This window comes from Robertmurraya mangrovi (assembly GCF_034427655.1).
GTDB lineage: Bacteria > Bacillota > Bacilli > Bacillales > Cytobacillaceae > Robertmurraya_A > Robertmurraya_A mangrovi.
In genome coordinates this window covers 299,698-312,233 of record NZ_JAXOFX010000004.1, presented here as the reverse complement: position 1 = coordinate 312,233, position 12,536 = coordinate 299,698, and the positions used below count along the sequence as shown (strand labels likewise).

Below are 12,536 nucleotides of genomic sequence, written 5' to 3'. Positions count from 1 at the left end.
ATATTAATAATAGATAATTTTTCACTAATTTTGGTGATAACCTTTTGGAGGAAAATAAGGTGAGTAAAAAGAAAAGATGGCTTTACATAATGGGAGCGAGCTTTTTACTAGTTATTTTTGGAATTGGAGCTTACGGGTTTTCTTTGTACCATTCTGTTAGTAAAACAGTAGAAACCATGCATCATCCTGTTAAACATAAGTCTACGAAACGAATGGAAGAAGTGGAGTTAGTAAAAAGAGACCCTTTTTCCGTTTTGTTACTTGGAGTCGATGAACGAGAAGGAGACAAAGGAAGATCCGACACCATGATTGTCTTAACCGTCAACCCCAATCAGAACTCAGTAAAAATGCTCAGTATTCCACGTGATACGAGAACAGCGATTATAGGCCATGGAACAACTGACAAAATCAATCATGCTTACGCTTTCGGTGGAGAGGCAATGTCAATGGCTACTGTTGAGAATCTCCTTGATATCCCCATTGATTATTTTATAAAAATTAATATGTTAGGATTTAAAGATATTATTGATTCGTTAGACGGAATTACTGTCCATAGTGCTTTTGCCTTTTCAGAAGGTGGCCACCATTTTAAAGAAGGAGAAAACCACTTAAACGGAAACCAAGCATTAGCCTATGTTAGGATGAGAAAACAGGATCCTCAAGGGGACTTTGGAAGACAACTCCGTCAACGCCAGATTATCCAAGGAATCGTAAAAAAAGGAGTAAGTATTAGTTCCATAACAAAGATTGATGATGTGTTGAAGGTATTAGGTGCCAATGTGAAAACAAATCTTCAACTTGACCAGATGCTTGATATACAGAAAAATTATAGAGATGCAGGAAAGAACATCAAACAGCTCCACTTTACTGCTCAGGGACAATTGATTAATAATATTTATTATGAAATAATTTCAGATGAGGAATTACAGAGTGTCCAATCGGAGTTAAAGAGTCATATAGAGGTTCAATAAAGCAACTAAACTAGTTAGGTTCGCATTGTAAGTAATTAACACAAAGATTACAGATTACAGATTACAGATATCAAAACAAAATCCCCTCAAAGAATGAGGGGATTTCGTTTTGATTATTCAATCGTTAAAGTATAAGGATTAATACTAGCGTTACCAAACTCATCTTTTATTTTAATATAATACTTCCCTTTTTTCAGTGATAATGTCATCACTTCAGCGTCTCCACTACGGTAATAGTTAGAAGTCTTTAGGTTCTTTCCATTTTGATATACAGAAATGACTCCATCAATTTCTCCTGAAGCCGTTAACGTGAATTTCACTTTTCTTGATTTATCTAGTTCAAGGACATACCAATCTTCATCACCATAAGGGACACCCGGGTTTAGATAACCAGTTCCTTGCCACTTTTTCGAGTTTACCTTCTTTAGCTTCAATGGCTTAGAAGGTGTATTTTTCTTCACTAAATTCCCTGCATCTTCATCCTTTTTCATAGCAGGCTTGATGGTCAGATTGTAAGGATTTAAGCTCAGACGTGATGGATGATCAACAAATCCACTTGCAACGATGAAGTAATTCTTTCCTTTTTTAGCATTGAACGCGCCTGTGGTTTTACCAGTCATAATGCCTTGTTCAATGAACATGACATTATTCGCTTCTTCATTGTCTAGTTTTTTATTTTTATTCGTATCTTCTACAACCATTGCATATGTGAAGATTTGACCTTGTAATTCTTTTGGATACTTGGAAGCCTTAGCACTAGAGAGCTTTTCCTGTCCGATGGAGATTCCCACTAACTCTTTTGCTTTTGACTTGTAGTAATAAATATCTTGGTCATTTGACATAGCAAAATTTGCATGGATAGAGCCCGACTTAATCTCTTTAGCTTTCTCAAAAGTATCATTATCTTCGTGTTGATCTTGTGTATTTTCTAACACTAATTTTGAGTTAAAGCTATAGTTGTTATATGGAAGCTTTCCATATACCGGTGATACAACTAGATAATAATGCTCGTTTTCTTTTAGCCCTACATAGAATTTTTCATTTACCTTATCACCATACCAACCATAATCAGCATTATTACCGACATGTTCAAAGTAAGAATATTTATTACCTTTTTCATCTTTATATTCACTAACCTTTAAGATTTGCATGGCAGGCATATCACTTTCTTCACCGGTTAAATTAAACTGATAAATACCTGTTTTAGAAGGTGATAGTTTATACCAATCCTCATCCCCACGGCTTTGTAAAAACGCTTCAGCTTTGCTACCAATTTCATAAGGTAGAGCTAGCTCCATTACTTGTTTCATCCACTTTTCTTCTTCCGTTAATTCCTTCTTAGCTTCATCTAATTTACCGATATTAGGAGTTTGAGCCTTTTTTATTTCTGCATATTCTTTAGTAGCAATCGTTCCATCTTCAAGCTTTTCTTCCGGTGATGGTCCGTTATTTGGCCATCCATCCTCATCAGCCGGTATTTCACGGGACACAATATCAATTGTATACGGCGCAAGAGAAGGAGCTACTTTTACATCAGCATTTCCATACATCATTGAATAATAATCGTAATAGTAAGGATTCTTCTTATTTGATACAACGATCATATATTCCATTTGCGGCATTGCATCAAAAATCAGTTCTTCTCCTTCACTTACTCCAAAGGAACTTCCTATGAACATTGGGTTTTCCATGATTTTTTCTAAATCTACTGTTGCTTGTTCTCCCTCAGGTGAAGGTGGAAGTAACAATTGATCTGCAGGATATACCTTAATAGTTTGATCAATTCCCGGTACAGCTGTAGTCTTAATCTTTATCATTTTTGGATCTTCGACATTTATTTTAAAGAAATCATCATCGCCGTCTTTTCCTGTAAACGTAAGTCCATCTAATTTGAATGGAGTAGTCGTAACCTCTGTAACGTTTTGTAAATCGTTTCCATCCTCTTTTACTCCATCCGCTTTTTCAATAGATAATTTATAGTTTGATAAACCTTTTCCAGAGTCATCATAATGATTATTGGAATCTTTAACTCCAACCACTAGTACTCCATCCCTAGGTATTTCTATTAATCTTCCTTCTGTTTTTCCTTCCTTTACCTCATTGACGGTTTCTAGCTCATCTTTTGAGGAATATAAATGTAGTTTAAATTGGTAATCGTACTTCTTTGATCCCATTAATGAGGTTTGGTAGAACTCACCTTTTTTTACATTCATCTTAAACCAGTGTGTTTCGTTAGCTTTTGTTATTTTACCTTCGTTAACAAATTTATTCTCACTGAACTCAACATTTTTTGCTTGGGCAAGGATTTCTTTTTCCGTTTTAGGTGCCTTAATGGAAGCTGGAATTTTTTTAATATCATATGAAAGAACAGCAACTGGATTAATTAAACCGTGACCGTATTTAGTATCATATCCTTTTTCACCAAGGTCTTTGGTTGAATGTTTCAAAATATATTCCACTTCAGCCGGTGTTAGTTTAGGGTGTTTGGATAACAGTAGAGATACCACTCCTGCTACAACTGGTGATGCCATAGATGTACCACTTAAATAGTCGAAACTTATATCTCTATCATAATCATAAATAGGTGCATAAACATTCTCACCAGGCGCCACTATGTCTATTGATGATCCATATGAAGAATAGGATGAAAGTTTATTATCTTTATTAGTAGAACCTACACTAATAACCCCTTCAATGGATGCAGGATACATATTCATATCGTCACCGTTGTTTCCTGCAGCCGCTATTACGGTAATATTTTTAGATAGTGCTAGTTTAATGGCATCTTCTACAATCGGAAGCTTTCCAGGACCACCTAGGCTCATATTAATTACCTTAGCACCTTTTTCAATCGCATGTAGTATTCCTTCTGCTATATGGTAATCTGAAGCACCCCATCCTCTATTAAATACATCAACAGGTAGAATCTTAGCATTCGGATTAATACCATATGAACCTATACCGTTATCCTTTTTGGAAGCAATAATGCCAGCTACATGTGTGCCATGATAATCTGGCAATCCTTGGTTTAACGGAACAACTGTATTATAGCTAGGGAGTAAATTACCTGATAACTCAGGGTGCTTAGAGTCCATTCCAGTGTCAACGACTGCTACTGTTACAGCATTCTTCCCAGCAAGCTTTTGTGCTTTTTCAATCTGTAATAGTGATAAATGATAGGACTGTTTGACTTTAGGATCTACTGTACCTAGAGTAGTTAAGAGAGCACTTGGGCCAACTGAGAGAACATTTGCACTTTTGCCATAAGCAGCAATTGCCTCATTCATTTCTGTATTTCTATTTAATTTAACAACTACATATTTCAGGGCAGCAACATGCCTAACTACCGTTGTACCAGCTTTTTTATGGTCACTTACTGTTAACGGCTTATTATATTTAATGACTAGTGTATCTTCGCTGTAAAAAGATCTTTCCTTTTCATCCTTTTTCTTTTCTTTTAACCAGTTTGCTTCTTGTTGCTCTAATTTTAAAGCTGCTTTTGTAACGACCGTCTTTGATTGACCGTATGTAAGACTTGGAGTGAATGCTGCACCGACCAAACTAACACTTAGACCTAGCATCGTTAATTTTTTGGCCCATTTGTTCATTAAATAACCCCCTTACTTCTATTTTTTACTAAGGTAATAAGTCAGAGTTAGTATAACAGACTAATAGTTAAATATCTTGTGAAAGTTTAGTCCATTTTTCGTGTTATTTTTACATATTTTTCCTCTAAACTTATTCCTGATATATTAGACGAATGGAAAGTAAATTAGTTTCATTTTTTTCAATTAGTGGAAATAAACACTACTTTAGTATGATTTTATATATATAAAAACCCTCACGAAATAATTCCTGAGGGTTAAACGACTTATTATTCACTTACTTTAAAATGGTCTAGTATACCTTTGTATACTCCTAAAGCTGCTTTTTGTTGGTATGATTTTGTAGCAATTAATTTTTCTTCCGTTGGATTTGAAATAAAACCTAGTTCTAATAAAACAGAAGGATATTTATTTTCTCTAGTTACATGAAAGTTACCGTATCGCACTCCTTGGTTCTTTAGAGACGTTTCTTCTGCTAATTTCTTTTGAATAGCATTTGCTAACTGAAGGTCCTTTGCCTTACTGTAGTAGAATGTCATTACACCAGAACTAGTCTTTGTAGCCGCATTATAATGGACGCTGATAAAGGCATCTGGTTTAATGTTATGGCTAATGGTAACTCTTTGATCAAGTGTTAAGTAAGTGTCATTCGTTCTTGTTAATACAACTGCAGCACCAGCTTTTTTAAGGAGCTTTTCTATTTCAAAAGTTGTATTTAGATTAAGAGTTTTCTCATTTGTAATTTTCCCCATTGCGCCAGGATCTTTTCCACCGTGACCTGCATCTAGAACAAAGACCTTACCTTTTAACGGGCCAGATGTACCTAAGGGAACGGTTAGCCAACCTGCAACCCAGCCTACTAACCCCTTACTTGTTTGTACTTGTACCCAGTCGTCCTTCTCACCAAGTGCTATCAATCTTGTTCCTGCTTTTTCAACAGCAATCTTTTTATACTGGGTTCCTTGCCCCTCACGAATGTTACTTTCTTCTTTTAGTACAACGGTATATGAAGTATGCTCATCAATTGGCGTTTGTTCTGATTCCTCCGGTTGTTCCGGTTGTTCCGTTTCTTCCGGGTTCTCAGTTTCTTCAGTTTCATCGTTTTCTCCATTTTCTTCTGATGGATCTGGTTCCTCCGGTTTTTGAGGTTTAGAAGGTTCACTCTGCTTTTTTGAACTTAAGTAAGAAAAGTAAGCCCAACCTTCTTTACCGGCCGAATTTCTAACTAGTCCCCAGTCACCTTTCTTTTCTAGCAATTCAACTTTTGTATTTTTAGTTACTCGATATAGAATATCTGAAGATGTACTAGGTTTAGATCTTATATTTAGAAGAGTAGCTGTTACATAGTAATCCCCTATACTTGATTTAGGCTTTGTTACATTTGCTTTTACAACCTTATTGGTAACGTAGGTAGAAGAAACCCAGCCTTTAGTATTCTTATAGGATATTTGCAGCCAACTACCTTGCTGTGCCACTATTTTAACTTTTGTTCCTTTTTTTAACTTAGAAACAACTGAAGATTTAGTCGTAGGGGATTTTCTCACATTTAAAGTGCTAGCAGAGACATACCCTGACCACGCTTTATATGTTATGTATTTTGATGCAACCCAAGCTGTTTTTTTACCATAAGTAACTTTCGACCAGCTACCTTTTCTTTCTTGTAGAGTAACCGTTTGATTTTTTTTCAATTTCCCTACTATTTTATACTTCGTTCCAGGTTTTTCTCTTACATTTAATACATCAGCATTGACTTTCCAGCCTACAGAAGCTGCCTCCGCCGTCTTTTGACCAAATGTAGGAGTAAATAGAGTGAAAACTAATATGAAACATATCAGTCTAGTTAATAAATTTTTGCTCATCATATTGTCCCCCCCTGTTAGTTTTAATAGGATACTACTAATATAAATCAATAGTAACATGAAAGAGAGGGGATTTTTACCCAAAACCGACATTTTTTTTGGAAATTAACGGTTAAAGGTATATCTATATAATGATTTTATTGGTTTTTGTTGGAGTTTACTAACTTTTTCGCTAAACAGCTTTTTATATAAGTATTGTTGTATAGTATGAATTTTCGATAAATTGCGCAAAAAAAATTATATCAAGCTTTTTTTACCATTTTTGATACTAATAGACTTTTATGAAGTATTTTAGAGATAAGTTTTATTATATAATTGATATTAGAAATATATTTTCATTGTTTAGGAGATGCTCAGCTATGAAAAGGTTATTGATTCTTTTTAGTATGGTCTTATTACTGTTACCATTTCAACCAGTTTCCGCAAAATCTAATCTATCAAAGGATCCTAATTATAAAACCATTTACACAGCTTTAATTAAGCTTCAACCAGAGGTTAAGGTCAAATATAACAAACAGGTGTTTAATGTATTAAATCAAGTATTAGAAGATCATCCAGAAATCTTTTACTTTAATCATTCTAAAACTCTATTATGGTCCGATGGAAGGTTAATATTAGGTTATTCTGGATCAAAAAAAACCATTAAAGGGCAAATATCTAAGCTTAATAAGAAAGTAAATTCTGTCTATAAAAAAGCCCAAGTCAAAAAGACAATAAAAGAGAAAATTAAATACTATCATGATTACATCGTCAATAACACTAAGTATGACATTAAGAATTATCAAAAAGGTTCCATTCCTGACAGCAGCTATAACTCCTATGGAACTTTAGTTAAGGGAGTGGCAGTTTGTCAAGGTTATGCCTATGCCATGAAGATATTTTTAAACAAAGAGGGTATCACAAACTATATTGTCACAGGGGATGCTAATAGCTATGGTGGCTGGGAAGGACATGCTTGGAACTTAGTAAAGGTTGGGAAAAAATATTTCCATGTGGATCCTACTTGGAATGACCCTATTACATACGACGGAAAACAGATCCTAAGACATGACTATTTTATGGTGTCAGATAAGGAATTGAAAAAAGACCATCGTTGGAATACAACAAAGTATCCAAAGGCACTGTAGATGAAATGGTTTCTCGTTTATATCTATCAAAAGGAGTCTTCATTTTTGAAGACTCCTTTTTCGTACTTACCCTATTTTAACTATTTAGCAACTGTTACTTGTTTGGCAGCGCTAGTTGAACCCTTATAAGTAACATAAAACTTCAACTTAGTGCCAGCTTTTTGTTTTGGAATTCTAACTGAGTATGTTCCTTTGCTGCTAACTTTTGCTTTTGCAATGGTCTTACTGCCATTCTTTACCGTTACGGTTGAATTAGCCTTTGCTTTTCCAAACACTTTTGTTGTTTTAGCTGTAATTTTGCTTACAGACGGTGCTGCAGGACGTTTAGTTAGTTTAGGATCTTCAATGATGACACCGTGACCATAACCACCTTTTGAGTGACTAGCTTTAAACGTTAAATACTTGGTATTTGAAGGTAAAGATAATACCACGTTTTTAGCAGCTGTTTTATTAGTGAAAGTTGTTGTATAAATCACCTTATTATCTGCTAGAACATAAACAACAGATTTACCACGGTCTCCAGTTCTCCACTTGTTGTCCAGGGAGATTTTTGTTTCGAGAGAACGATAAGAAGATGAATAATCGGCTACAAAGAATTTCGCATATGTTTCAAATGTACTGCTATAATATGGTTTTAAACCATATGCGTGAGGAACTAATTGCCCATTTGACATTTGGAAGACATATGAGCTCCATTGGCCTCTATATGCATCCTTACCCTCAGCCGTTCCTAAATTATAAAGGGAAACTGTATCATCCGCTGATTTTGCCTTTAAACTGTTAGATAGGAATGGATTATCAAAGATCACACTGTGATTTCCTTGTGTCCCTTTCTCTTCTAGAGCATATAAAGTAAGATACTTGGTTCCTTTTGGAAGGCTTAGTTTTAGATTTTGAGCTAATGTTTTATTGTTAAAGGTTTTTGAATAAATCTTTTTATTATCTGCATAGATCACTACTTCTGTCTTACCTCTGTCACCTGTTACCCATTTATTGTCTAAAGATACTCTAGTTTCAAAAGTTGAATAATTATAATCCTGTATATTAAAAGTTGCGTAAGTTTTAGTTGTACTAGAATAATAAGGAGATAAACCGTAACCTCTAGCAACTAGCTTCCCATCAGACATTTTAAATGGTGAAGAATTCCAACCGCTACCATATGCATCCTTTTCTGAGGACGTACCAATATTATCTAAAGCTAAAATATCTTTTTTGCTGGAAGCAGGTAAAGTGTTCGTTAACCTAGCGTTACCGAATATTGCCCCATGATTTCCTTGCGATCCTTTACTCATAACTGCATATAAAGTTATGTACTTTGTTCCAGTAGGGATCTGTAGCTTTAAATCCTCCGGAGGCGTAGTATTAGAAAAGGTTTTACTATAAATTCTTAAATCATCTGCATAGATAATAAATTCTGTTTCTCCACGGTCTCCAGTGTTCCAACCATTTTGAAGCCCTACTCTTGTCTCTAATGTTGTGTAAGAGTAATCTTCAATATGAAATTGTGCAAAAGTTCTATAAATACTAGAATAATAAGGTTCTAAACCAATCCCCTTAGGGCTATAATGCCCCGAAGTATCCTCGAAGCTTCCACTACTCCATTTATCAAAATAAGCATCTTTTTCACTAGTCACTAAATCACTAGTTAAGTACAATTCACTTGATTGTGCATGAACATTTGCTGGTTCAATTTGCAATAGGGTTCCTAATAGTAAAAATGTAGCTAAGAAGTAAAACACGAGATTCTTTTTCAATATTATTTCTCCCTTTCCATATATTAGTTGCTATAAGTATATAATAAATAATACCTAGATTAAAGGTATTTTAAAAAAGAGATTAGATAGTTTGTACTAACTTCATATGAATGATTCATACTTCAACCCTACTCAAAGAATATAAAAAGCCTAGCTGATGAGAGCTAGGCCTTTAAACTGCTTTTAATTTCTACTAAAAGATTAGCTTAATAAAGAAATTCCTCGTCTTCTTCGTTAGAGTAATCATCTTCATTTTCATAATCGTCTTCATAATCTTCTTCGTACTCTTCTTCATAGTCTTCTTCGTAATCTTCTTCTTCCTCGTACTCGTCACCAGGATAACTTATATACTCAAAAAGCTCCTCAGTTTCATAATATAATTCATACTCCAGGTTAATTCCCTCTTCTAGTATAGAACCTAATTGTTTATAAGCTTTGATTTGATCTTTTCTAACTTTAAGAGCTGAATCATATTTTTTTGATTTTACTGAACTATTATATTTTGTCTCGTACTCTTTGATTTTCGTTAATAGTTTAGTTATTTTCGTATTAACTGATTGGATATCGTACATGTAATCAGCAATGATATCAATCTCGTCTTGATGGAAATATTCCTCTAATATATCATCACGGTCAGCAAACTTTTGAACTATACCTAAATAATACTCTATTAGTTCATCATCAGATAGACCCAGTGTGTCTTCCTCAAAGAAAAGCCCGAAATTAGATGCATTTGACAATCTATTGTTGTACAATGTCTCAACTAATTCTAATTGCTCAGATTTGTAGCTTTTCACAGACTTAGATAACTTAGAAGCCTCTTTATTGAAAATCTTTTGAGTCATCTTTTTCTTTGCTGCATGTACTTCTTGTTCGTTGTTAATACCGATAAATTGTCCTGCTGTTAACATTAAAAAGTTTAGAGCAAAAGCTAGGACTACTATTTTTGATAGTTTTTTTAACATCTTTGAACATCCTCCTGATAGGAAAATTAGACTATAAAGAATCTATGTGTATATTTTACTATAAAATTGAAATTTTTCCATTAAAAGTTTCCTACTTAACAGTATTTTTAGAGACAAAAAAGACAGAGAAAAAAAGGACCTGGGGGACTAATGCTCACACAACTTTAGAAAAAAACGGTTATAAGAAAAGTGAAATGAAAACAACGATTCCTGTTGTTCAGAAGGAAAAGGATGGGAAAGCAACCGTACTAACGATTGAGGAAGATAATGAAGAAATTAATAATAGCACTGCTAAATCTGCCGCTGTAACAACAAAAAAAAATCAAGAAGAACAAGAAAAAAAGAATGATAAAAATAAAACAGCACTGCAGTCTAAGAATGTTCATAAAGGGAAAACAGAAAAGGCTACTATCAAAGATGAAGAGAAATCCTTAGAAGAAATAAAAGGAAAATTCAACTCCTTATTCAGTGAGTTAGAAGCACAAGAGACAAGTAAGATTGACCAGCTAGTTGTCGAAGCAAAAGCTGAGTATGTAAGTATGTAAGTAATAAGTCGTCTAAAAATGATATCTTGGTAAAAAATATCAAGAAGCTGCTTCTCTAATGGAAAAGAATTCTGACCGAGCATTCAATGTACTGTTTCAGTAACTTCAGTATGAGCTTGAAACAAATGGACATAGCTTAAATGAGGCTCAAGGGTTTAAAACAACATATAATGCAAAAAAAGAAGGAAGACTAGGTAGAGTACTTAGCCAGATTAAGCAGTTTTAAAGAGTAAAAGGATCATTACTTTTAAAGTTTTGGTCCTTTATTATTTTTAACACGGTAAATATTTACATAACAGAATAAATTCTTACTAATAGAGCCTCGAATTGTCACGAGGTTACTTACCTTCTCCATGAATCAAATCGAATAGCTAGAGTACCAAAGATTCCACATATGTATTTTTATAACATCTGTTACTTAGGTTTAAGAGGAACCCCCTTCTCACCACCATTTATGGCCTCATCTATCAAGTTATATGCAGATTTAATTAGAGCATATGGCGGCTATTTAATACATAAATTTTTAATTGACGTGGTTTGTCTAGCAGAGAATATTAAACTAATCCCCTGTTACTCTTTTTCACTAGTAACTAATAATTCCAAATGATAAAATTATAATTAACAAAAAATTTACTATTAGTGGTGAAATAAATGACTACTTTATCTCCTCCTGAAACAATTACGAGATTCCTAGAATTCTCTGAAACACTTCCCGATATGAAAATGCGAACATATGAAGTGCAGTTAACGAAGTATGCGTCTCAAAATGTTTCGAAGGCAGAGTTTGATCTTTTACTAACCTGGTTAAAGGAAAGGGTTCCTTCTTCTCAGCCTGCTACTTTTGAGTGCTATTTTGTCTTATGTATTTATTCACGTCGGATGAAAAATTTCTCAATATATAGGGAATTACTTAGGGACTACGGGGCTTATTTTGAACATTTACCTTTGTATTATCATATTGAGGCGTTATATTACAAACAGTTTGATACACCAAATGATATCGAAATGGCAATGTCTTGTGCTTCAAAGGCTGCTCAGCATCCAGAACTGTCTAGGCAGGTTGGGGTATTACATAGCTATGTAGAGTCTGTTGTGAAGGCAGAAGAGCATAAGCTAAACGTATCGCCCTCTATTTTAGAAGACGCAATGATAAAAATTAATGAGGTGGTTAGACTCGATAATCACTATGCAAAGTTTCACTGTACGAGAGGACGTCTATTAGCGTTAAGAAAAGACTTCACAGAGGCTAGACGTGCCATACATAAAGCTATAGATCTTGAAGATTCAACTATTACAGACTATTCCATCCGTATAAATGATTACCAATCTCACCTAACTCGTATCCAAATGGAAGAAAAATCGCACCTTATTCTAAAGGAGCTATATAAAACAAAGGAAGAATTTGAACAATCCAAAGAGAACATGGTTGTTTCAATGGAAAAACTTCAAAAGGATAACTTACAATTTTTAGGTTTCTTTGTAGCCATTATCAGCTTAACAATCGGTTCCTTAAATATGATTGGTGATAAAAGCTTTCACGAAACGGCATATTTGATCATGATCTTAACAGGGTGCATACTTTTAGGTTACGTTAGTTTAGGGATGTTGTTTCAGCCGAAACAGGTAAAAAGAATATACCAGGTATATATTTTTCTCATTGGATTATTATTAATTGTTGGCCCATTTTTAGTAAAGCTTATTAAATAGAGG

Annotated in this window: 8 protein-coding genes; 4 read left to right on the top strand and 4 right to left on the bottom strand. The window is 34.2% G+C overall.

The window, feature by feature from the left end; genetic code table 11:
• Positions 1 to 59: 59 nt before the first annotated feature.
• Complete coding sequence (locus SM124_RS09125; RefSeq protein ID WP_322446200.1) at positions 60 to 971, top strand: LCP family glycopolymer transferase; 912 nt, start codon at positions 60 to 62, stop codon at positions 969 to 971.
• 113 nt (positions 972 to 1,084) lie between these two features.
• Here the strand turns inward: SM124_RS09125 and SM124_RS09120 are convergent, their stop codons facing one another.
• Positions 1,085 to 4,579 carry a S8 family peptidase gene (locus SM124_RS09120; RefSeq protein ID WP_322446199.1) on the bottom strand — a complete coding sequence of 1,165 codons (3,495 nt, stop codon included), beginning with the start codon at positions 4,577 to 4,579 and terminating at the stop codon, positions 1,085 to 1,087.
• Between the two features lie 266 nt (positions 4,580 to 4,845).
• Positions 4,846 to 6,438 (bottom strand): N-acetylmuramoyl-L-alanine amidase family protein, encoded by a 1,593-nt coding sequence (locus SM124_RS09115; protein WP_322446198.1) that lies wholly within the window; start codon positions 6,436 to 6,438, stop codon positions 4,846 to 4,848.
• A 356-nt stretch (positions 6,439 to 6,794) separates the two neighbouring features.
• Here SM124_RS09115 and SM124_RS09110 point away from each other — a divergent pair, with 356 nt between their 5' ends.
• On the top strand, positions 6,795 to 7,562 hold the full coding sequence (locus SM124_RS09110; RefSeq protein ID WP_322446197.1) for a transglutaminase domain-containing protein: 768 nt from the start codon (positions 6,795 to 6,797) through the stop codon (positions 7,560 to 7,562).
• An 80-nt stretch (positions 7,563 to 7,642) separates the two neighbouring features.
• Here SM124_RS09110 and SM124_RS09105 read toward each other — a convergent pair whose 3' ends face one another.
• On the bottom strand, positions 7,643 to 9,316 hold the full coding sequence (locus SM124_RS09105; RefSeq protein ID WP_322446196.1) for an NPCBM/NEW2 domain-containing protein: 1,674 nt from the start codon (positions 9,314 to 9,316) through the stop codon (positions 7,643 to 7,645).
• A gap of 206 nt (positions 9,317 to 9,522) precedes the next feature.
• A complete protein-coding gene (locus tag SM124_RS09100) occupies positions 9,523 to 10,281 on the bottom strand; it encodes a hypothetical protein (RefSeq protein ID WP_322446195.1) in 759 nt (252 codons plus the stop codon).
• 194 nt (positions 10,282 to 10,475) lie between these two features.
• On the opposite strand from SM124_RS09100, the gene SM124_RS09095 reads away from it, so the two are divergent.
• The gene (locus SM124_RS09095; RefSeq protein WP_322446194.1) at positions 10,476 to 10,826 is read left to right on the top strand and encodes a hypothetical protein; all 351 of its coding nucleotides are present in this window, start codon (positions 10,476 to 10,478) and stop codon (positions 10,824 to 10,826) included.
• A gap of 651 nt (positions 10,827 to 11,477) precedes the next feature.
• Positions 11,478 to 12,533 (top strand): tetratricopeptide repeat protein, encoded by a 1,056-nt coding sequence (locus SM124_RS09090; protein WP_322446193.1) that lies wholly within the window; start codon positions 11,478 to 11,480, stop codon positions 12,531 to 12,533.
• The last annotated feature ends 3 nt before the right edge of the window (positions 12,534 to 12,536 follow it).